A 20,611-nucleotide genomic window follows, 5' to 3' on the forward strand; every position below is an offset into this window, starting at 1 on the left:
TCGGCCGGGGTTTCCTGGCCGAGCGCTTGTGTGTGGGTGTCCGTCGGTGCGTGGGTGCATACGACAACCGGAAGAACGGGACGCCCCTGCCCGGGCCGGCGTACTGGCCGGTCCGGGCAGGGGCGTCGTTCCGCGTCCCCGGCAGGGTCAGCGGGTGAGGTACCGGCCTTGAGGCGGCCCGGTGACCTCGCCGTCGCGGTAGGCGATCCGGCCGCGCAGCACGGTGGCGCTCGGCCAGCCGCGGACCGAGTGGCCGGCGAACGGGCAGTGGTCCTGACCCGACAGCAGCAGGTCCGGGGTGACGGTGTGCTCCGCGTCGAGGTCCACGACGACCAGGTCCGCGTCGTGCCCCACCATCAGCGAGCCCTTGCGGCCGGTCAGGCCGTAGGCCGCCGCCGGTGTGGCCGAGACCAGTTCGGCTATCCGGCGCAGCGGCAGCCCCCGTCGGTGGTAACCCTCCGAGAGCAGCAGCGGGTAGAGCAGGGCGGTCCCGCCGAAGCCGGGCAGTGCGGGCCACAGTGCGTCGCCCTTGCTCTCCTCCATGCAGCAGGCGTGGTCGGAGGCCACCCAGTCGACCGTGCCGTCCAGCACCCCGGCCCACAGTGCCTCGTTGTCCGCCGCCGTACGGATCGGCGGGTTCACCTTGCCGCCGAGCCCCGCGCCGGCCGCGTCCAGGCTCTCGTGGTCCAGGCAGAGGTGATGGAGCGTCACCTCGGTGCGCAGATCCGCCCCCGGGGAAGCGGCCCGTGCCGCGCGTGCCGCGTCCAGGGCCTCGGCGCTGGACAGATGCAGCAGGTTCACCGGGCAGCCGGTGGCATGAGCGAGGGTGGCCGCCTCGCCGATGGCGACCCGTTCGGTCAGCGGCGGACGCGCCTCGCTGTACGCGCGCAGCGTCTGCGGATCGCCCGCCGCGCGGACGCGTTCGATGAACAGGCGCATGAGTTCGGCCTGTTCACAGTGGAGCGAGAGCGACACCCGGCCGTCCGGGCGGGCGGCGTCCGCCGCCGCGACCGCCTCCATCAACTGGTAGAGGTGACCGAGGTCGTACTCCTCGCCCTCGCCGGTCATCCGGAATCCGCGCGCGTCGCGGGAGTCGGCGGAGAGGTTGAACCCCTTGTAGAACATGTAGTACTTGAACGAGCTGACCCCGGAGTCTGCGACCAGTGCCGGGATCTCCCCGATCTGCGCGCTGTCCATGGGGGCGAGGTGGAAGCCGTAGTCGGTGTGGGCCCGGCCCTCCACCGCCTTGAGGACCTCGGGCAGGATCTCCGCATAGGGTCCGGTGCGGTTGAGGTAGTGCTCCCCGGTGCGGAAGTACGACAGCACGCTGGTGACACCGCCGACCAGCGAGGAGCGTGTCTCCTCGGCGGCGTCGACGCCCAGTGGCCGGTAGATGCCGAGGTGGAAGTGGGCGTCCACGGCCCCCGGGAGTACCACCCGGCCCCTCGCGTCGAGCACCTCCTCGGCGTCCGATGCGGGAAGGTCGTCGCCGATCGCGGCCACCACCCCGTCCCGGACCGCCAGGTCGGCGCGGATTTCACCGGTCCATGGCTGGACCAGCGTGCCGTTCTTCACGAGCAGGTCGTAGCGTGCCAAGCCCACTACCGCCTTCCGGTCCCGGATCCCCCTCGGGGGAAGCGTTGTTTCTCTTCTGTGCGAGCGTGCCGCATGCTAACTTTTGGTAACGCTGTTCCGCAAGGAGAAACAGGCTTGACTGAAAAGGTGTGAGCCGCTGTGCCGTCCCGCATCCCGGCCGGAGCCGGGTCCGTGTCCTCTCCCGGCCCGCTCGCCGGACTGACCGTGCTCGACTGCGCCACCTTGTTCGCCGGTCCGTTGGCCGCCACCGTCCTGGGCGACTACGGTGCCGACGTCATCAAGGTCGAGCACCCCCAACGCCCCGACCCCGCCCGCACCCACGGCCCCGCCCGCGACGGCACCGGCCTGTGGTGGAAGATGCTCGGCCGCAACAAACACACCGTCACACTGAACCTCTCCCGGTCCGCCGGCGCCGCGCTGCTGCTGCGCCTGGCCGAGCGCGCGGACGTCCTCATCGAGAACTTCCGCCCCGGCACCCTGGAACGCTGGGGCCTCGCCCCCGAACGGCTGCACGAGGCCAACCCCGGCCTGGTGATCGCCCGGGTCACCGGCTTCGGCCAGTTCGGACCGTACGCCCGTCGGCCCGGCTTCGGCACCCTCGCCGAATCGATGAGCGGCTTCGCTGCCGTGACCGGGGAACCCGACGGACCGCCCACCCTGCCCCCGTTCGGGCTGGCCGACGGCGTCGCCGCCCTGGTCGCCGCCTCCGCCGTCCAGACGGCGCTGCTGCACCGGTCCCTCAACGGCGGCCAGGGGCAGGTCGTCGACCTCGCCATCGTCGAACCGCTGCTGACCCTGCTCGGCCCCCAGGCCACCGCCTACGACCAGCTCGGCACCGTACCGACCCGCACCGGCAACCGTTCCGCCAACAACGCGCCGCGCAACACCTACCGCACCCGCGACGACCGCTGGGTGGCGGTGTCCACCTCCGCGCAGTCCGTCGCCGAACGGGTGCTGCGCCTGGTCGGACATCCCGAGGTCGTCGAGGAGCCGTGGTTCGCCACCGGGTCCGGCCGCGCCGCCCACGCCGACCTCCTCGACGGCCACGTCGGGCGCTGGATCGCGGCCCGCGAGCTCGACACCGTCATGACCGCCTTCACCGAGGCCGACGCGGCCATCTGCCCCGTCTACGACATCCGTGACGTGTTCGCCGACCCGCAGTACCAGGCGCTGGACTCCATCACCACCGTCCAGGACCCCGAACTCGGGCCTCTGCGCATGCAGAACGTCCTCTACCGGCTCTCCGCCACCCCCGGCTCGATCCGCTGGACGGGGCGCCCGCACGGCGCCGACAACGAGGCCGTGTACGGCGGCAGGCTCGGCCTCACGGCCGACGAGCTGAAGGCGCTCGCCGACGAGGGCACCGTATGACCGGGCCCGCACACCCGAGCCGCGTGGGCCCGCCCGCGCACGCGGCACCGTACGGCCCGCCGAGCCCGGCCGGCCTCCCCGAGACGCCCGACGAAGGGATCCCCATGACCGGCGCCCCCGGCGTCCTGCCCACATCGCTCTGGCGGGCCCTCGCCGGAGCTCGCGTCGTCGACCTCGCCCAGCCCATGCGACGGGGCATGCCCCAGTCGCCCAACCACCCGCCGTTCCGCCTCCTGCTGGAGCGCCGGCACGGCGACATGGTGCGCGAGGACGGCGGCTCCGCGGCCAACGAGATCGTCATCACCGGCGGACACGTCGGCACCCACGTCGACGCGCTGGCCCATGTCTCCCACGACGGGCTGCTGTACGGCGGGCTCGCCGCGGCCGAACACCAGAGCCACGAAGGTTTCGCCCGCCTCGGCATCGACGAGTTCACCCCATACGTCGGCCGGTGCGTCCTGCTGGACATCGCCCGCCTGCACGGCGTGCCCGTACTGCCCGCCGGGTACGAGATCACCCCGGACGACCTGGACGCCGCCGAACGCGCCGCCGGTGTCACCGTCGCCGCCGGCGAGGCCGTTCTGATCGGCACCGGCTGGTCGCAGCACTGGCCGGACGCGGCGGTCTTCACCGGCCAGACCGGCGGCGCCCCCGGGCCCGGCGCCGCGGCCGGGAAGTGGCTGGCCGCCCGGCGGCCCGCCCTCGTCGGCGGCGAGACCATCGCCTTCGAACACATCGCGCCCGGCCGGGGCCACGCCACCCTTCCGGTACACCGCACGCTGCTCGTGGAGGCGGGGATCCACATCGTGGAGACCATGCGGCTGGACGCGCTCGCCGCCACCGGGGCCGCCGAGTTCCTCCTCGTCCTCGCCCCGTTGCCGTTCGTCGGCGCGACCGGCGCCCCGGCCCGCCCGCTCGCCCTGCTCCCCGAGGACCCCGCCGAGTGAACCCCACCACCACACCCACCGCGTCCCCCGGACTGGCCGCCCGACTGGCCGTGTTCGCCGCCCGTTGCCGGGACGGCGTGCCCGAGGCGGTCAGCGCCGACGCCACCGGCCGGATTCTCGACTTCCTCGGCAACTGCCTCGCCGCCCTCGGCCCGGACACCGGCGAGAACGACGACGCGGCACCCCACCGGGCCGCCCTGCGCGCCGCGCGCCGGGCCGGCGGACACCCCGAGTCGGGTGTCATCGGCACCGGCGACCGGCTGCCGGCCGACCGGGCCGCGCTGGTCAACGGCACCCTCGCGCACGCCCTCGACTTCGACGACACGCATCTGCCGTCCGTCCTGCACCCCACGGCCGCCGTGCTGCCGGCCGCCCTCGCCGTCGCCGAGGCCGAGGGAGCCGACGGCGCCGCCCTGATTGCCGCCCTCGCGGCCGGCGGCGAGGTCTGCGTACGGCTCGGCATGGCCTCCTACGAACCGGCCCTGCGCAACTCGGTGTTCTTCGAACGGGGGCTGCACGCCACCTCGATCTGCGGCACCGTCGGCGCCGCCGTCGCCGCCGCCGTCCTGCTCGGCCTGCCCGCCGAGGGCATCGCCGACGCCATCGGCATCGCCTGCTCCATGGGGGCCGGCGTGATCGAGGCCAACCGGACCGGCGGCAGCGTCAAACGCGTGCACTGCGGCTGGGCCGCCCACTGTGGCGTCACGGCCGCCCAGCTCGCCGCCGAGGGCGTCACCGGCCCGCCCACCGTCATCGAGGGGCGCTTCGGCTTCCTCACCGCCTTCCTCGGCGACCAGTGGCACACCGGACCCCTCACCGAGGGCCTGGACGCGATGCAGGACGCCACCCACTGGCAGTACCCGCGCTCCGTCTACAAGCCCTATCCCTCCAACCACTTCACCCACCCCGGCATCGACTGCGCCCTTGCCCTGCGGGCCCAGGGCCTCGACCCGGATGCCGTCGCCACCGCCGAACTGGGCGTCGCGGGCGCCCCGCGCCGCACCATCGGCGAGCCGCGCGAGGAGAAGACCCGCCCGCGCACCCCGTACCACGCCAAGTTCTCCGGCCCCTACACCGTCGCCGCCGCCCTGCTCGCCGGTGAGGGCCCCGGACTCGGCCTGCATCTGGCCGACTTCACCCCGCGCGCCTTCGAGGACCCGCGACGCCGGGCGCTCGCCGAACGGGTCGAGGTTGTCCAGGACATGGTCTGCGACGACGAGTTCCCGCACGCCTTCAGCGCCGTGCTGCGGGTCACCGCCCACGACGGGACCCGCTGGGAGCACCGCGTACCGGGTTCGCGCGGCGGCCCGGCCGCCCCCCTCACCCTGGCGGAACTGGAGACCAAGTACCGGCTGGGTGCGGCCCCGGTCCTCGGCACCGACCGCGCGGACCAACTGGCGGCCGCCGTCCGGGCCCTGCCGGGCGCGGGCAAGGGCTGCGCCGGCCGGCTCCTCGAAGCGTGCCGGGCGGACGAGCCGGTCCCGTCGGGGGACTGATCCGGGGCCGCCGATCAGGGCGCTCGGCTCACCCCGTTGACGTGCTGGAATATCGTGCGCGCCTGGCGGCCCGAAGGAGAGGGCATCCCTCACGTGCCGCTGGGCATCGCCCGGCTGCACGACTCGTCCAACAGTGGGTCCTCCGGGCGCGCGCCTTCTCCCGTTCTCGGCGTCGAAGAGACGGCCCGCCGGTTGTCGTGGCCCTGGCGCTGGGCCGAGGGCCGGAAGGGGATGACTCGCTCCCGGCCCTCGGTCACGCCGCCCGCACGCCTGATCGCGGGCGGCCCGGGTCCGGGCTCAGCGACCGTAGACGCCTATCTCATTGAGTGAGTACCGGTTGTCCGTGCCGCGTACGAGGCACGTGATCCGTACGTAGCGGGCGTCGCCCGGGGTGAAGGCGCGGTTCTCCACACCGCCCCGGCCCGCCGTCGTGGTGTGCACGGTCCGCCAGTTCGTGTTGTCCGTCGACACGTCGATCCGGTACCCCAGCGCGTACTGGTCGGACCAGTCGAGGGTGACGCGGCCGACCTGGCGGGTGGCGCCGAGGTCGACCGTGATCCAGGCTGTGGCGACGGTCTTGCTCGCCCAGCGGGTGGCGGGGTCCTGGTCGATGGCCTTCCGGGGCGGGTAGGAGACGACGACCGCGTCCTGGTAGTCGGATGCGATGACGCTCGCTCCGGCGGCGAGGTTGGTCAGGTCGTCGGTGCGGCGGGCCGGGAACTCGACCACCTGCTGGTAGGTGGGACGGTTCTGCCAGGCGATGCGGGGCACGGTGATGCCGCCCATCGCCCGGTGGACGATCGCGTCGGCGCAGACCTGGTTGCCCGCGTCGCAGTACGTGTCCCCGGGGTACACGGTGGTCGCGGGTGTGGCGGCGGCGGTGGTCAGGGTGGAGAGCAGGATCTGGCGGCAGTCCGTCACCGAGCCCGCCCCGCAGTACTTCCTGTCGAGCGGGCTGCCGACGGCCCTGCCGAGTACGGACCGCAGGTCCTTGTCGACGTAGGACCACCATCCGTGCTGGAACGACGAGCCCTTGTGGGCCTCGCTCGCGGCGATACCGGTGGCAGCGCCCCCGGTGCCGTTCTGGCCGCCGGAGGGCGACTCGTTGATCGGGGCGACGGCGGTCAGGGCCTGGTAGAGGTCGTCGCCCAGTTCGGGCGTGAACTCGCCCTCGACGAGGAGCGGCCACCAGGCGTCCAGGATGCGGATCGCGTCGGCGTGGGCGTAGGTGCCGGAGCCCTTCGCGGTCTCCCTGCGGTTCGATCCGGCGGTGTGCCAGGCCCGCAGCTTCGCCACGGTGGCGGCCAGGTCGGGGTCGGTGACCTGTGCGGTGTCGATGACGTCGAGCAGGATGGACAACACCTCCTCGGCACGCAGATCGACGGTCGCGGCCTCCTCCATGGCCTTGACCAGCTTGGTGCGGGTGACACCGCCGGCCTCGACGAGGGCGGAGACCCGGGTGTCGAGGATGTCCGCGCGGTGGACCGAGCCGTTGCCCCAGGCCGAGGCGAAGCCCTTGGCCTGCTTGTTGTTCCAGCTGATGTAGTAGTCCTGGTCGACGGACTGCGGGTGCTCGGCCGGCGGGGTGACGGCCGAGGTGTTGGTGACCGGGTCCCAGTCCTGCCACTCGTACGTGCTTCGGGCCAGGATCGGCTGGTCGGGATCGGTGCCGATGGCCCGGACGGGGTTGGTGCCTGAGTTGTAGTAGGCGGTGTGATCGGCGTCCGCGTAGAACCAGTTGAACGTGTAGCCGACGTTCTGCGCGGCCTTCTGGAAGGACTGCGCGGAGGTGATCTCGGCCGGATCGTTGAACTGCTGGAAACCGATCACCGAGTCGACTTCGTGGTGGTACGTGGAACGCAGCGCGGTGAAGGCCACCGGCTTCCCGCCGACTTCGCCGGTGTGGGTGACCAGTCCGTACGCGCTGCGCCGGCTGACCAGGTCGTAGGCGCCGGCCTTGGTGGCGTCCGCCGTGGTGGCGGTCCAGCTGTTGCGCTTGGTGAGCGTCTCGAACGGGGTGCACACCCCGCGCAGCAGGTAGTTCGAGGAAGCCGTGGTGGGCGTGGCGCCCGAGGGCTCGCAGAGCTCCACGGCGAAGGTGTCGGTGATGTCCTGGTTGGCGGAGGTGGGGCTCCAGGAGTAGTCGAGGCCGCGGCCGATCTCCACGTAGAAACTCAGGCCGGGGAACGAGGCGCCGCGGGCGCGCAGCCCGGGGCCATCGAGCTCCTGCACCATCAGCAACTGCGGTGCGTAGTAGCCGGTCTGTGGTCCGTAGACGGCCACGGGGTGGCCGGAGGCGGTGTGCTCGCCCGACACCACCAGGGCGTTGGACATGCCCTTCTTCGCGGTGATCAGGTCGGCGGGCAGCACACCGGTGGCCGCGGTCGTCGTGGCGGCCGTCGTCGCGCCCGTTCCGGTGCCGTTCCGGGCGTGGGCGAACGCCTGGACCGTGCCGCGCTCCGGGACGGCGACGCCGGTCGGCGAGGCCGGGGTGTTCGCGTAGGGGAAGGTGCCCTGGCCCTGGGTCGTCACTGCCTCGGAGTCGTTCTGCGCCCGCCATGCGGCGTAGGCGGTGTTGCCCGCCTCCGAGCCGTAGCGCTGCTGGAACTCCAGCTTGGCGAGCGCGTTCTCGACCTCGCCGCCGCCTCCGCCTCCGAAGATCGCCCCGACGACCGCGGCGATCGCCACCACGTCGGTGGCGGTGAAGTCGTTGATCGAGGAGCCGTGGCCGGTCAGTTCGTACTCACCGGGGTAGCTGTTGGCCGCGACCGTGTCGTCGATCCATTTGTTGATGCCGGCCACGTAGTTCTGGATGTCCGCGTACGCCTGCGCGCCCTTGGCGCCCGAGTCGCGGACGCGCTCCAGCTGGGTCCGGAGATCGCTCTCGGTGTACGGCGCCACCGCCCACAGGCTCTGCTCCAGGGCGCGGTTGCCGGCCGCGCCGCCCGCGAAGGACGACAGCTCGCCGCGGCCCACGTGGCGCAGGATGTCCATCAGCCACAGCTTGTCCTGGCCGGCCGCGTATCCGGCGCCGAACTCGGTCCCGGCGCGGGTGGTTCCCTTGATGTGCGGGGTGCCGGTCGCCTTGTCGCGGGTGATCGTGACGTCGGACCGCGGGGACTCCGTACTCTCCACCTGACCGGTCGGCACGCCGAGAGAGGCGTCGTTGAAGTAGGCGGCGAGCTGGTCCGGTGTCAGTCCGGAGTAGTCGTGCAGCAGGTTGTCGTAGGGCTCGATCTGGTCGGCGGAGTGCTTGGGACGGGTACCGATGCTCTGGTGCAGCAGGATTCCCGCGAGGGTGGCGTGGCCGTTCTGCCCCGCCGGGAGGATGTCCTGGCACTGGCCGAGGCAGGGGTCGCCGACGGCCGGGAGGGGATCGACGCCGGCGGCGGCCTGCGCGGGGCCGGCGACGAGCAGAGGAGCGAGCAGCGCGGGCGCCAGGAGAACGGAGACGAGGGCCGTACGGAATCTCGTTCGACGGCGGGGCAGGGGTGGCACAGGAACAGGGGTCACCGGGGCCTCTTCAGCAACAGGGTTATGGGGGGTGCATCACTGGGTGCGCGCGAACACTAGCCCCGTTCGCGCCCCGTCATAAGCCCTCGCGTCGAGTCGTCCGCACGACTGCAACGCGCGCTTCACAGAAGGCCCCGGCCAAGACGACTATTCGTCCGACATGGCGGGAAGTGACCCTTGTTGACGCACTGTCAGATCTGGAACACCGACCCGATGAACTCCGCGAGGAGCCGTTCCTTGAGGGGCTGGGGCAGTGCATCGAGCAGGACCAGGACGGGGGCCATCCGGCCGGGCAGCCCCGAGTTGCCGTCGAGCCCCGCGAAGGCCAGGACGGCCGCGACCTCGTCCGGTCCGAGTGTCGCAGGGTCGAGTCCGGCGGCAAGGTCGGCGATGGCCGGGTCCACGGTCACCGGCGGCAGCGTGCGGGCCGCCCGGAGCGCGATGGCGAGGTCCTCCAACAGTGCGTCCACCTGGTCGACGGTGGCCGGGGTCAGGGTGAGGTGGAGGTTGGGGGGCAGGCCGTCGAAGGAGAGCTGGGGCTGGAGGTACCAGCCCCGTTCGCGCATCTCGTCGGCGAGGTGGAGCAGCAGGCTCAGGTCGGGGTCGTCGGCCACCGGGCCGCCGAGGACCGTGAACGCGACGAGTCCGGCGGCCGGTTCCCCCAGCACTTGTATGCCGTCGGTCCCGCGCAGGCCCGCGAGCAACCGGTCCGACGCCTCCGCGACCCGCCCGGCCAGTGCGGTGTAACCGTCGTCGCCGACATGCTGGAGGACCGCCCACGCCTGGGCCAGCAGGCCACCGGACTTCGTTCCCTGGACCGTCGGATTGACGACCGGGTAGCCGGGCCAGCCCGCATGGGCGAAGTACTGGTACCGGCGCAGTTCGGCGTCCCGGTAGAGAACGACGGAGGCGCCCTTGTCGGCGTACGCGTACTTGTGCAGGTCGACGGAGAGCGAGGTGACCCCGGGCACCGACAGGTCGAACGGCTCCACCTCACGTCCGGCGCGCCGCAGATAGGAGAGGAGCCAGCCGCCGATGCAGGCGTCGACATGGCACAGCACCCCGCGCCGGGCGGCGGCCGCGGCGATCTCGGCCACCGGGTCGATCACGCCGTGCGCGTACGAGGGCGTCGAGGCGACCACCAGCGCGGTGCGGTCGGTGAGCGCGGCGGCCACGGCGTCGGCGTCGACGCGGAAGGTGTCCGGGTCGACGGGGACGACGACCGTCTCCAGGCCGAGATAATGGGCGGCCTTGTGGAAGGCGGCGTGCGCGGTGGACGGGAGAACCAGCTGCGGCGCCGTGATCCCTCGTACCGTACGCGCGTGATCCCGGGCCGCCTTGACGGCGAGCATGATGCTCTCCGTCCCGCCACTGGTGAACGTGCCCTGGGCGCCGGGGGCGCCGAGGAGTGCCGCGACGGCGCCCACCAGGTCGTTCTCCAGCCGAGCCACGCTGGGGAAGACCGTGGGGTCGAGGCCGTTGACGGTGGCGTACGCCGTGTACGCGGCGGCGGTCAGCTCGTCGAGGCCGTCCAGGCCCGCGTCGTAGACGTAGGCGAAGGTGCGGCCGCCCCGGGTGGGTGCGTCGGACGTGCGCAGGTCACGCAGCTCGGCGAGCACGTCGGCCGCGGGGCGGCCGGCCGGCAGGGCGCGGGTGGGTTCAGTCGGCACGGTGGATCTCTTCCTGCTGGATTACGGAGTGCGGGGGAGGGGCGGCGGGGGCACGGACGCCGGAGAGGGAGGTGCGGACGCCGGAGGGGCGGTCGCGGTGCTGTCCTCGCGGTAGCGATGCAGAAACCACAGACTGGCCGCGGCGAGCACGGCGGGCAGCAGGCTCATGCCCGCGGTGATGCCGGTCAGCGCGGCCTCCGGCTGGGCCGACCGGTGATCCGCGTCGGAGGAGCGGAACCCGGTCACCGCCAGAACGAGGGCGAACAGCCCCGCGCCCAGCGCGAAGGCCAGGGTCTCGGCCGCTGTCCACAGCCCGGTGAACGTCGCGGCCCGCCGCTTCCCGGTGCGGGCCACGTCGGCGGCCAGTGTGTCCGCGAGCATGGTGAGCGGCAGCAGCTGGAGCCCGGCGTAGGCGACACCGATGACGGCGACCGCCCCGTAGCCGATCGCCGGTCCGGCCGTCGGGGTGAGGCTCAGGAGCAGCGTCCCGGCGAGAAGGAGCAGGGACGCGCACCACTGCGCCCGTTTCACCCCGTGCAGGTGGGCCAGCCGGTTCCACAGCGGCATGACGATGACGAGCGGGCCGATCAGGCAGACGAACAGCGCGGTGACCGAGCTCGGCGAGCCAAGGGTGTACGTGGCGAAGTACTGGACGCCCGCGAGCATCACGCCGATGGCGAGGGCCTGGAGGGTCCACATGCCGACCAGGAAGAGGAACGGCCGGTTCGAACGGGCGGCGGCCAACTGGGCGCGGAGCGAGGGTTCGGCCTCGCTGCGGGCCACCGACGGCGCCCAGCGGGTGGTGAACCAGGCGCCGAACATGCCCGACGCGAGCAGGACGGCGACGGCGACCCCCATCATCCGGTAGCCGGCCGGGCTGTCGCCGTCGGCGTGGGCGATCGCCGGGGCGAGAGCGCCGGACAGCAGGATCGCGACGCCGAGGAAGCCCACCCGCCAGCCGAGGACCCGCCCGCGCTCGGCCGGGTCCTCGGTCATCTCGGCGGGCATCGTCACATACGGCACCTGGAAGACGGCGTACGCGGTGGCGGCCAGCAGGAACAGCACCGCCACGTAGCCGGCCGCGGCGGCGCCACGCAGCGGGGGCGCGGCGAAGATCAGCGCGAAGAGCGGAGGGAGGGTGCAGGCGCCGATCAGCAGGAACGGCCGACGTGGTCCGCCTCGCAGCCTGCTGCGGTCGGACACCGCTCCGACCAGCGGGTTGATCAGGACGTCCCATGCCTTTGGCAGGAAGACCGCCGCGCCCGCGACAGCGGCGGGTACGGCCAGGACGTCGGTGAGGTAGTAGAGCAGGATCAGGCCCGGCACGGTGGCGAAGGTGCCGGTGCACAGGGAGCCGAGCCCGTATCCGATCCGCACCCGACGCGGCAGGTGCGGAACCGGTCCGTGGTCCGCTCGTTCGTCTGCTGACATGCCGTAGATCATGGGGGAGCGTACGAACGGACGGCAAGGGGTGAATATGACGGAGGCATGAACCCCTTCGGCCGGGGAATCCTCGCCGAGAGCGGTGCGGACACCACAGGCCCGTCATGAACCGGTGCCGGGTGACCACGGGCCCGCAGCGAACCGGCGCCGGGACACCACGGACCCGTCATGAACCGGCGCCCGGGGACCGGAGCCCGGAGGGCGAAGGGGGCGTCCTCCCGGGAGGCGGAGTGACGGTGTCCGCAGCGGAAAGCGCCTGCAGGCGCGGCGCGACCTCCTCGCCCACCCGGAACGCCTCCTCCAGATGCGGGTAACCGGAGAGGACGAACTCGTCGATGCCCAGGCTCCGGTATTCGTCCAGCCTGGCCGCGACCTCGTCGTGCGAGCCGACCAGCGCGGTGCCCGCGCCCTCGCGGACCAGACCGATCCCGGCCCAGAGGTTGGGTGAGACGGTCAGCCGGTCCGCGTCGGCCGATCCCGCGTGCAGGGCGGCCATGCGCGCCTGCCCGGTGGAGTCCATCCGGGCGAAACGGTCCTGCGTGGCACGCACCGCCTCGGGGTCGAGGCCGCTGAGAATCCGATCGGCCTCGCGCCACGCCTCGTCGGCGGTGTCCCGGCTGATGATGTGGAGGCGCAGTCCGAAACGCAACGCGGGATTACGTACTCGGAGTTGCTCCACCCTGGCGGCAACCGCGGCGGGCGGCTCGCCCCACAGGAGCTGGACGTCGGCGCGCCGCACGGCCACATCCTGGGCCGCGGGTGACGCTCCGCCGAAGTAGAGCGGCACCGGATGATCGGTCGCGGGGTCTGTCAAGTGGGCGTTCTCGACCCGCAGATGGCTGCCCTCGTGGTCGACTCGCTTGCCGTCCAGCAGATCCCGCAGCACCGCCATCATCTCGTCCGTGCGCGCGTAGCGGGCGTCGTGGTCGAGCTGGTCGCCGTAGGCGCGCTGCTCCACGGGGTCGCCGCCGGTGACGATGTTGAGACGCAGTCGTCCGCCCATCAACCGACGGAAGGTGTCGGCCTGTTGGGCCAGCAGTGTCGGACTTGCGAGACCGGCGCGGAACGCCACGAGGAAATCGATCCGCTCCGTGTGCTGCGCCAGCGCCGAGGTCAGAATCCACGGATCGACGCAACCGAGACCGACCGGGGTCAGCAGTGAGGCGAATCCCGCGTGCTCGGCGGCGCGCGCCACCTGGGCGAGGTAGCCGATGTCGGCGGGCCGCCGGGTGGCGGAGGCGGTGCGCGCCTGTACGGCGGTGACTCCGCCGGGATCGCGGCCGTCACCGCCGGTGGGCAGGAACCAGTGCAGCAACGGGAGCGTTTCGGGCATGACGAACCTCGCGGAACGAGTGGGTGAACGGGGCACGGCACACCCCTGCGGGGGCCGGAAAAGTCGGAAAGCGTCGACGACGGGGCGGTGGCCGCCGCCGGATACGGGCGAGGCACCCGTCACCGGTACGGGGCCGTCAGGAAGAGCCCGATCGGCTACGGGCGAGTCGTGCGGGTCAGCGACAGGCCGCGCGACAGCTGCGGTCGGCCCGACAGAGCGCCGCCGACGTACGCAGCAGATCCACGTGCCGACGGGAGACGAGGGAGGGGGCCATACGCGCATCCTGGCCGTACTGCGCTGCGGAGTACAAGAGCTTGTCTGCCATGTGACCCCGTGCCTACCCAAGCGCACCCCCTACGACGAGGGCACGGCCTTCCCCACCTCTGGAACTCCTGCGCTGAGGGCCGCCGCTTGAGGCGTTCAGTCCGGCAGGGGAAGCAGCCTGCCGCTCCAACGCTCGTCGTCTACGTCGTCGGGTTGCCGCAGGCGGATGTCAAAAGCGGTCTCTACCAGTGCCAGGACGCTGTGCAGGGGCGCGACCTGGCCAGGGACGAGCCCGAGGGGCCTCATGACGCCATAAAGTCTTGCCGGGTCCTGCCCGGTCGGTTCGATCGCCTGGAGAGTGTGGAAGCCGACGATGATCTCGCCGCCCACCGCGTACTTCAACGAGTGCATCGGTTTCTCGTTGTAGTGGAGCACCACGGCTTCTGTGCCGACGGAGACGCGACTCAAGATCCTCTCATCGAGTCCATGCACGCCGCCCTGTTCCCAGGCCCACGTCCACGAGCCGTCGATGCCACTGGTGACGACGGGTTCTTCCTCGTCGAGAAGGTCGTCACCCAAGTCGTCTGCCAGGTCTACGGCGTCGCGGAGTGCAAGGGTCCCCGGATCCACGCCCATGCGGGTGAGAAGCTCCGCAGGGGGCAGATCCCGCACGAAGGTCAGCGTGTATATGGGGAAGTCGCCCTTTCGGAACAAATCCAGTCCGCGGCCTATCCCTGTACTTGTCATGCCGTGGATGCTGCCACACACCACCGACACGCCTCCCAGACCGCCGTCTTGACAGATCAACTGCATCGGATGTCTCTTTCCCAGGTCCTGACGTCGCTGCCCGGTGTCGGCGTCAGGGCCGCCGCAGTCCTTCTGGTCACCGTCGGCGACGGCACCAGCTTCCCCACCGCCGCCCACCTCGCCTCCTACGCCGGCCTCGCCCCGACAACGAAACAGTCAGGCACCTCGATCCACGGCGAGCACGCACCCCGAGGCGGCAACCGGCAGCTCAAACGCGCGATGTTCCTCTCCGCCTTCGCCGCCCTGCACGACCCCGCCTCCCGCACCTACTACGATCGCTGCCGGGCCCGGGGCAAGACCCACACCCAAGCCCTCCTCCGCCTCGCCCGACACCGCATCACCGTCCTGTTCGCCATGCTCCGCGACGGAACCTTCTACGAATCACGCCTCCCCGAAGCAATCGCCGCATGACCAGCTCCTGCTTGACGAAAGACATACAGACACCCCCCGACCGACGTCCTCAGCCCCCCGCCGCCAGGGTGCGGCGGGCGGTGCGCACCACGGCCTCGTCGACCATGCGGCCGTCCGCGCCGACGATGACCGGGCGGCCCTCCCGCAGCGCGGCGTCGAACCGGTCCACCAGGTCGCGCGCCGCGTCGAGTTCGGCCGGTGACGGGGTGAACACCTCGTGCACCACCGGGATCTGCGCCGGATGGATGCAGGCCCGGGAACGGTAGCCGAGGGCCCGCAGCGCCTCGGTGGAGCGGCGCAGGGCCTCGGTGTCGCGGTAGTCGGTGCTCACCGGACCGACCGGTGGCCCCACCCGGGCAGCGGCGCAGGCCAGCACGAGCGAGACCCTTATCGGCAGCAACTCCCGTTCTTCCGGGCCGGGTTCCATGCCCAGTTCGGCCCGCAGGTCAGCCTCACCCGCCTGCAGGTGCGCCACTCGCGGGGCCGCCGCCAGTGCGGGTGCCGTCAGCACCGCCCCGGCCGACTCCAGCAGCGGGGACAGCGCGACGGACCCCGGCGCCAGCCCCAGCGCGGCCTCCCGTTCGCTCAGTACCCCGTCCACCGCCGCCACGTCGGCCGGGGTCTCGCACTTCGCCAGGCACAGGCCGTACAGCGCGGGGCCGACGACGGCGGCGGCGTCCGCGAGGCCCACCGGGCCGGGGTTCACCCGGACCCACACCTCGGTCGGGCCGCCGGGTGTGAGCCCGGCGAGCCAGTTTGCGGTGGCCTCGCGTGCCGCGTCCTTGGCGCCGGGGGCGACGGCGTCCTCCAGGTCGACGATCACTGCGTCCGCGCCGCGCTCCAGGGCGCGGGCCAGCATCGCCGGACGGTCGGCGGGCACATAGAGGTAGGAGCGGGCCACCGGGTCACCCGATCCTGGTCGCGCCGGAGGTCAGCCCCCGGGCGATCACGGTGCGCAGGATGTCGTTGGTACCCTCCCCGATACTCATCAACGCCGCGTCCCGGTAGAGCCGTTCCACCACGAACTCCTTCGAGTAGCCGTATCCGCCGTGCAGCCGCATCGCGTCCAGCGCCGCCGTGATCGCTGTCTCCGAGGCGAACAGCTTCGCCATCCCCGACTCGGTGTCCACGCGAGCCCCGCCGTCCGCTCGCGACGCCGCCCAGTACACCAGCAGCCGGGCCGCCTGGAGACGGGTGGCGATGTCGGCCAGCCGCAACTGCACCGCCTGGAAGTCGTGGATCGGCTTGCCGAACGCGTGCCGCCGCCCGGTGTACGTCAGAGCCTCGTCGTAGGCAGCCTGGGCGATGCCCACCGAGCGGGCCGCTACGTTGATACGGCCGGTCTCCAGCGCGGACAGCGCCTGCTGCATGCCCCGTCCCTCGACACCGCCGAGCAGACAGTCCGCAGGCACCCGCAGGTCCTCCAGCAGCAGTTCGCAGGTCTCGGTGCCCTTGTAACCCAGCTTGGGCAGGTCCCGGGTGACGGTGAATCCCTCGGTCGAGGTGTCCACCAGCAGGATGCTCATGCCCCGGTGGGATGGTTGGGCCTGCGGATCCGTCTTCACCAGCACCGGCAGCACACCGGCGTGGCGCGCGTTGGTGATCCAGGTCTTGGCGCCGTTCACCACGTAGTGGTCGCCCTCCAGGCGGGCGGTGGTACGGATGCCCTGGAGGTCGGTACCGGCGTCGGGCTCGGTCAGGGCGATGCCGCTGCGGCACTCGCCGGTCGCCATCCGGTGCAGCCAGCGGGTGCGCTGCTCCTCGGTGCCGTGCCGGGCGATGAGCAGACAGGCCAGGGAGTGCGAGCCGAGGATTCCGGCGATGCCCATCCAGCCGCGCGAGATCTCCTCGAAGACCAGCGCGAAGGACACCATGTCGACCTCCAGCCCGCCGTAGGTCTCCGGCACGGTGAGCCCGAACAGCCCCATGGCGCGCATCGTGTCGATGATCTCGGCGGGGTGCCGGCCGGACTCCTCCCACTCGCGGGCGACCGGTTCGATCTCCCGGGCGACGAAGTCCCGCAGGGTGCGGCGGAACAGTTCCTGTTCGGGGCTGAGGGCGAAGTCCACGGTTCACTGCTCCGGTTGTTCGGGCGCCGGGCCGGGCGCCGGGGTGAAGGCGGGCTGGCGTCGGCCGTCCGGCAGCGGCAGCCAGACGAGTTGGACGGGCTGGTCGCAGCGGAAGGAGTCCGGGTCGCCGATCAGCGGGACCAGCAGCACCGGGCCCTCGGCGAGCCGTACCCGGCCCACGGTGTACGGCACCGCACGGCCGTCCGGCGCGCGGTGCACGGTGGTGAAGGAGTCCAGCACCGCCGGACCGTGCACCGGCACCTGGCGCAGGCCCTCGGTGCCGCCGCAGTGCACGCACAGGACCCGCGGCGGATGCTGGTGGCCCCCGCACGCCGGGCAGTGCTGGACGGTCAGGGTCCCCTCGCGGGTCGCCTCCCAGAACGCCTCGGTGACGGCGTCCGCGGGTGCGGGCGGCGGGCCGGGAAGGACGGGGACGTCCGCCTCGGGGGCTGCGGTGGGGTCCGGGTCGTTCCGTGGCGCGCTCACCGGGCGTCGTCCCGGGCCAGGACCACGGTGGCGTGCGTGGAGAGGATCCCGCCGGTGCCGTGCGCGACGGCGGTCCGGGCCCCGGGGACCTGGCGGGCCCCGCACTCCCCGCGCAACTGCCGTACCGCCTCGATCAAGAGGAACAGCCCGAACATGCCGGGATGCCCGTACGACAGCCCGCCGCCCGAGGTGTTGACCGGCAGCTCCCCGCCGGGAGCGATACGCCCCCCGGCGACAAACGCCCCGGCCTCGCCCGGCGGGCAGAGACCCAGGGCCTCCAGGGACAGCAGCGTGGTGATGGTGAACGAGTCGTAGACCTGGACGACATCCATGTCGGCGGGGCCCAGACCGGAACGTGCCCATGCCCGGTCCGCGGACGCCCGCGCGCCGCCGTCCAACAGGTCGTCGGGGCCGGCTGATCCGGTGTGCGAGGTGGCCTCGCCGTAGCCCAGCACCAGCACCGGAGGGCGCCGCAGGTCGCGGGCCCGCTCGGCGGTGGTCATCACCAGGGCGCCACCCCCGTCGGTGACCAGACAGCAGTCGGCGGTGGTGAGCGGACTCGACAGCATCGGCGCGGCCAGCACCTGCTCCACCGTCAGCGGACCCGCGGCATGGCGGTACGCCTCCGGGTTGAGCAGGGCCCACGCCCGTGCCGCCACCGCCACCTCCGCCAGCGCGCTGCGATCCAGGCCGTGCACGTGCAGATAGCGCTGGGCGGCCAGCGCGTAGTGCGAGGCCGGGAACAGGGGCCCGGCCGGTGCCTCGAACTGCGCCTCCGGCATGGCCGGGTCGTAGGGCCCGGTCAGGGAGCGGCGACGGGCCGAGCGCTGGTCGGAGCCGTACGCGATGACGACGGTGCGGCACTGCCCGGCCGCCAGCGCCTGCGCGGCCCGGGCCACGTACATCTCGAAGGCGCTGCCGCCCGCGAACGTGGAGTCGGTCCACGCCGGGCGGATGCCGAGGTAGTCGGCGGCCTGGGTGGCGGCGAACCGGCCCGTGCCCGCGGTGGCCAGGCCGTCCACGTCGGCCAGGGCCAGCCCGGTGTCGGCCAGCGCCCGGGTGACGCCCTGGGCGAGCAGGGCGAGCGCGGGCAGGCCGGTGACACCCAGGTCCGAGGTGGCCGCCCCGACGATCGCCGCCGTCACCTGGGACCGCCGGGGCCCGGCCCCGTGGGTGGCGGGGCGAGCGTCAGGGTCGCCCCGGCCGACGCCACGGCGGTGCGCGCCTTGGTGCCGGTCACCTCGACCCGCTGCTCGACGGTCACGAGGTCGCCGTCGACCGCCGTGACCCGGCCGGTGCACAGCACGCTCTCCCCGGCGAACACCGGCTGCGCGAACCGGAAGTGCAGCGTACGCAGGGCGCACTGCGGGCCCAGCCAGCGCTGCAACTGCTCGGCGAGCAGCGCGCCCAGCACCTGCCCGTCGACGACCGGCGCGGGCAGCCCCCGCTCGGTCACATAGGCGGTGTCGTAGTGCAGGCGGTGCCAGTCCCAGGTGGCCCCCGCGTAGGCCACCATCCGGGACAGCGGGAAATCGCGGCGCAGCGGCGGCACCACGGAGCCGGGCAGCAGTTGCGGGCCGGTCATCGGCTGCTCCCGGCGCCTGCGTCGGGAGCGTCGCCGGCCGGTGCGAGGGCGATGTACAGCACGGTCTCCTCGTTCTCCGCCAGCAGTTCCCCGCCGGAGGTGTAGGCGCAGTGCGAGCGCACCACGAGCATCGGCAGTCCGTCGCCGGTGGTGCGTTCGGTGACGGAGGTGAGGGTCCAGGTGGCGGTGATCCGGTCGTCCGGGCGGACCGGGCGGTGGAAGGTGTACGCGTTGCCGCCGCGCACCGTCCGGGTGCCGGGGAGGGAGATGCCCCAGGTGTGCCCGGGGTAGCCTTCCTCGTCCGGCGGGAGGTCCGCGTACTGGTTGGTCTCGCAGATCAGGGTGGGCGGGGCGATCACGTCCGGATGGCCGTGGGCGCGCGCGTACTCCGGATCCAGGTGCAGCGGGTCGGTGTTGCCGGTGGCGAGCGCGAAGTAGCGGATCGCCGCCCGTCCCAGCTCCTCCGGAGCGGTGTAGACGGCGGTGCGGCCGGTCAGTCGGGCCCGCAGTTCGTCCGTGAGGAGGATGCCCGTGGTCACTTCGTGCCTCCCGGTGCGGCGGCGGAGTCCTCGGCGGGCAGGACGGCGGTGGGGAAGATCTCGGTGAGGAACTCCCGCCGCAGCAGGGTGGCGCAGCCGACCGAGGTCACGGCCGGCCGGGACGAGTCCCCGAGCACCCGGGCGCGGGCGGCGGCCACGGCGGCCCGCTCGCCGGCCGCGGGCGGACACAGATACTCCTCCAGCGACACCAGGTGCTCCGGACCACCGCCGGCCGCGGCCACGACCTCCAGGACGGCACGCATCACCGACTCGGTCTGCGCCACCACGTCCCCGGCGTGGATCGCCTGCTGGGTCTCCATGTCGAGCGCCCCGAACCCCGACATGAACAGGGTGCGGCCGGCCCGTACGCCGGGGCTGTAGGTGAGGGTGTCGTAGCGCCGCCAGCCGGGGTTGACGGTGGTCAGCGGGTACCGGGACGCGGTGACGTCCACCGCGACGAGGATGCCCGGCGCGTGCAGCCGGCTCATCAGGATGCCGCCCGCACCCGGGAACACCCCTGCCCCGCCGAGGAGTTCGCGACGGGGTTCGGCGCACTTCGGGTACGCGCGGCGGGTGGCGGGGGTGGTGTAGTCGAAGGTGGTCACCGCGTGGTCGAGGCTCAGCCCGGCGTTCTTCAGCAACTGTCCCGCCTTGCGCAGGCAGTACGCGTACTGGGCCGGGAAGTCGTCCGGATGGGCGATCTCGCCGTGGTCGTCGACCGGGAGCACGGTGGGGAGCCGGACCGTGCCCTCCGCGAACACCCCGCCAACGTCGGCCGGTTCGGCCCGCACGGCGAGCAGTGCGTCGGGGTCGGGCAGTGACTCCACCACCACCGTGCGCGCGCCGTCGGCCGCGTCGGGGAAGGCGGCGGAGCGGGCCGCCGCGAGCTCCGGGTGGGCGTCGAGTGCGGCGACGGTGACGAACTCGGTGAGGCGGACCCCGTCGAGGTCCGCGAGCCGGGCGCCGAGTGCCCGGTAGGCGGCGCGGGCCTGGACGCCGGGGCCCGGCCCGCGTCCGAGGACGGTCACGTCGGCCCGGCCTGTGGCCGGGGGGTGTGCGGCGGTCAACGGGGCCTCCGGAG

General features: G+C 72.7%; 17 protein-coding genes and 1 pseudogene. 4 read left to right on the forward strand and 14 right to left on the reverse strand.

From position 1 onward, the window contains the following. Positions 1-147 precede the first annotated feature (147 nt). Positions 148-1,602: a dihydroorotase family protein gene (locus AB0L71_RS08865; protein ID WP_365239845.1), complete on the reverse strand. Its 1,455-nt coding sequence runs from the start codon at positions 1,600-1,602 to the stop codon at positions 148-150. A gap of 165 nt (positions 1,603-1,767) precedes the next feature. Between AB0L71_RS08865 and AB0L71_RS08870 the strand changes: the two genes are divergently transcribed. The 3 genes from AB0L71_RS08870 to AB0L71_RS08880 all read left to right on the forward strand — a co-directional run bounded on the left by AB0L71_RS08870 (position 1,768) and on the right by AB0L71_RS08880 (position 5,410). Beyond that, on the forward strand, positions 1,768-2,967 hold the full coding sequence (locus tag AB0L71_RS08870) for a CoA transferase (RefSeq protein ID WP_365239847.1): 1,200 nt from the start codon (positions 1,768-1,770) through the stop codon (positions 2,965-2,967). Between the two features lie 104 nt (positions 2,968-3,071). Beyond that, the gene (locus AB0L71_RS08875) at positions 3,072-3,914 is read left to right on the forward strand and encodes a cyclase family protein (protein WP_365239849.1); all 843 of its coding nucleotides are present in this window, start codon (positions 3,072-3,074) and stop codon (positions 3,912-3,914) included. After that, positions 3,911-5,410: an MmgE/PrpD family protein gene (locus AB0L71_RS08880; RefSeq protein WP_365239851.1), complete on the forward strand. Its 1,500-nt coding sequence runs from the start codon at positions 3,911-3,913 to the stop codon at positions 5,408-5,410. Before AB0L71_RS08875 ends, AB0L71_RS08880 begins: the two co-directional genes overlap by 4 nt. Positions 5,411-5,707: 297 nt before the next feature. Here the strand turns inward: AB0L71_RS08880 and AB0L71_RS08885 are convergent, their stop codons facing one another. The 6 genes from AB0L71_RS08885 to AB0L71_RS08910 all read right to left on the reverse strand — a co-directional run bounded on the left by AB0L71_RS08885 (position 5,708) and on the right by AB0L71_RS08910 (position 14,446). After that, a complete protein-coding gene (locus AB0L71_RS08885; RefSeq protein WP_365239853.1) occupies positions 5,708-8,923 on the reverse strand; it encodes a penicillin acylase family protein in 3,216 nt (1,071 codons plus the stop codon). Positions 8,924-9,114: 191 nt separating this feature from the next. After that, the gene (locus AB0L71_RS08890) at positions 9,115-10,593 is read right to left on the reverse strand and encodes an aminotransferase class V-fold PLP-dependent enzyme (RefSeq protein WP_365239854.1); all 1,479 of its coding nucleotides are present in this window, start codon (positions 10,591-10,593) and stop codon (positions 9,115-9,117) included. A gap of 21 nt (positions 10,594-10,614) precedes the next feature. Continuing rightward, positions 10,615-12,024, reverse strand: a complete 1,410-nt coding sequence (locus AB0L71_RS08895) for an MFS transporter (protein ID WP_365239856.1) — start codon at positions 12,022-12,024, stop codon at positions 10,615-10,617. Between the two features lie 178 nt (positions 12,025-12,202). Then, positions 12,203-13,369, reverse strand: coding sequence for an LLM class flavin-dependent oxidoreductase (locus AB0L71_RS08900; RefSeq protein ID WP_365239859.1), 1,167 nt, complete (start codon positions 13,367-13,369; stop codon positions 12,203-12,205). Between the two features lie 175 nt (positions 13,370-13,544). Continuing rightward, positions 13,545-13,694, reverse strand: a complete 150-nt coding sequence (locus tag AB0L71_RS08905) for a putative leader peptide (protein ID WP_365239861.1) — start codon at positions 13,692-13,694, stop codon at positions 13,545-13,547. A gap of 95 nt (positions 13,695-13,789) precedes the next feature. Next, positions 13,790-14,446 carry a DUF6461 domain-containing protein gene (locus tag AB0L71_RS08910; RefSeq protein ID WP_365239863.1) on the reverse strand — a complete coding sequence of 219 codons (657 nt, stop codon included), beginning with the start codon at positions 14,444-14,446 and terminating at the stop codon, positions 13,790-13,792. Positions 14,447-14,455: 9 nt separating this feature from the next. On the opposite strand from AB0L71_RS08910, the pseudogene AB0L71_RS08915 reads away from it, so the two are divergent. Next, positions 14,456-14,851, forward strand: a pseudogene (locus tag AB0L71_RS08915) (transposase); the annotation flags it as partial. 49 nt (positions 14,852-14,900) lie between these two features. Here AB0L71_RS08915 and AB0L71_RS08920 read toward each other — a convergent pair. Genes AB0L71_RS08920 through AB0L71_RS08950 form a run of 7 tightly spaced genes read right to left on the reverse strand, consistent with a single transcriptional unit; the run spans position 14,901 to position 20,597 of the window. Beyond that, positions 14,901-15,752 (reverse strand): CoA ester lyase, encoded by an 852-nt coding sequence (locus AB0L71_RS08920; RefSeq protein WP_365239866.1) that lies wholly within the window; start codon positions 15,750-15,752, stop codon positions 14,901-14,903. Between the two features lie 4 nt (positions 15,753-15,756). Then, positions 15,757-16,920 (reverse strand): acyl-CoA dehydrogenase family protein, encoded by a 1,164-nt coding sequence (locus AB0L71_RS08925; protein WP_365239868.1) that lies wholly within the window; start codon positions 16,918-16,920, stop codon positions 15,757-15,759. 3 nt (positions 16,921-16,923) lie between these two features. After that, complete coding sequence (locus AB0L71_RS08930) at positions 16,924-17,406, reverse strand: OB-fold domain-containing protein (protein WP_365239870.1); 483 nt, start codon at positions 17,404-17,406, stop codon at positions 16,924-16,926. Then, entirely contained in the window at positions 17,403-18,551 is a 1,149-nt protein-coding gene (locus AB0L71_RS08935) for an acetyl-CoA acetyltransferase (RefSeq protein WP_365239873.1), read from the reverse strand. The genes AB0L71_RS08930 and AB0L71_RS08935 overlap by 4 nt, the downstream gene beginning before the upstream one ends. Then, on the reverse strand, positions 18,548-18,991 hold the full coding sequence (locus AB0L71_RS08940) for a MaoC/PaaZ C-terminal domain-containing protein (RefSeq protein WP_365239875.1): 444 nt from the start codon (positions 18,989-18,991) through the stop codon (positions 18,548-18,550). The genes AB0L71_RS08935 and AB0L71_RS08940 overlap by 4 nt, the downstream gene beginning before the upstream one ends. Then, on the reverse strand, positions 18,988-19,530 hold the full coding sequence (locus AB0L71_RS08945) for a MaoC family dehydratase N-terminal domain-containing protein (RefSeq protein ID WP_365239877.1): 543 nt from the start codon (positions 19,528-19,530) through the stop codon (positions 18,988-18,990). The genes AB0L71_RS08940 and AB0L71_RS08945 overlap by 4 nt, the downstream gene beginning before the upstream one ends. Then, positions 19,527-20,597 carry a RidA family protein gene (locus AB0L71_RS08950; RefSeq protein WP_365239879.1) on the reverse strand — a complete coding sequence of 357 codons (1,071 nt, stop codon included), beginning with the start codon at positions 20,595-20,597 and terminating at the stop codon, positions 19,527-19,529. Before AB0L71_RS08950 ends, AB0L71_RS08945 begins: the two co-directional genes overlap by 4 nt. Between the last annotated feature and the right edge of the window lie 14 nt (positions 20,598-20,611).

The sequence above is a fragment of the Streptomyces sp. NPDC052052 genome (assembly GCF_040680455.1).
GTDB lineage: Bacteria > Actinomycetota > Actinomycetes > Streptomycetales > Streptomycetaceae > Streptomyces.

Excerpts from the sequence above, each read along its gene's own strand:
- AB0L71_RS08875 (WP_365239849.1), top strand. The coding sequence starts at position 3,072 with ATGACCGGCGCCCCCGGCGTCCTGCCCACATCGCTCTGGCGGGCCCTC.
- AB0L71_RS08895 (WP_365239856.1), bottom strand. The coding sequence starts at position 12,024 with ATGTCAGCAGACGAACGAGCGGACCACGGACCGGTTCCGCACCTGCCG.
- AB0L71_RS08900 (WP_365239859.1), bottom strand. The coding sequence starts at position 13,369 with ATGCCCGAAACGCTCCCGTTGCTGCACTGGTTCCTGCCCACCGGCGGT.
- AB0L71_RS08905 (WP_365239861.1), bottom strand. The coding sequence starts at position 13,694 with ATGGCAGACAAGCTCTTGTACTCCGCAGCGCAGTACGGCCAGGATGCG.
- AB0L71_RS08910 (WP_365239863.1), bottom strand. The coding sequence starts at position 14,446 with ATGCAGTTGATCTGTCAAGACGGCGGTCTGGGAGGCGTGTCGGTGGTG.
- AB0L71_RS08940 (WP_365239875.1), bottom strand. The coding sequence starts at position 18,991 with ATGACCGGCCCGCAACTGCTGCCCGGCTCCGTGGTGCCGCCGCTGCGC.